The organism is Paenibacillus sp. TSM33 (genome assembly GCF_056099025.1).
This window is the reverse complement of record NZ_JBLZXB010000047.1, coordinates 1-354: the sequence shown is the minus strand read 5'-3', so window position 1 is coordinate 354 and position 354 is coordinate 1. Positions and strand designations below refer to the sequence as shown.

The following is a 354-nucleotide window of genomic DNA, read 5'->3' as shown; positions in this document are numbered from 1 at the left end:
GCCCCCCTCAAGATGAGATTTCCCAGTATGTAAGACCCCTTGAAGACGACGAGGTAGATAGGTTGGGGGTGGAAGTGCAGTAATGCATGGAGCTGACCAATACTAATCGGTCGAGGGCTTATCCTAAGATAAGACGCAAGGAAGTTTCGGATCCAGTTTTCAGGGTGTAACCTTGAAGGTATGTAGAAGTACATACAACCAGCGTATGGCGATTCATTCGCACGATATGTGATGAACCGAATAACCTTACGGAAGAATTTACGATGTAAATTCATGTTTGGTGGCGATAGCGGAGGGGTTCCACACGTACCCATCCCGAACACGACCGTTAAGCCCTCCAGCGCCGATGGTACT

The 354-nt window shown here is 48.6% G+C and carries 2 rRNA genes; both read left to right on the top strand.

The features are described from left to right. A 23S ribosomal RNA gene (locus tag ACN6NF_RS25790) occupies window positions 1-126 on the top strand; the annotation flags it as partial. Window positions 127-276: 150 nt separating this feature from the next. Beyond that, a 5S ribosomal RNA gene (gene rrf, locus ACN6NF_RS25785) occupies window positions 277-354 on the top strand; the annotation flags it as partial.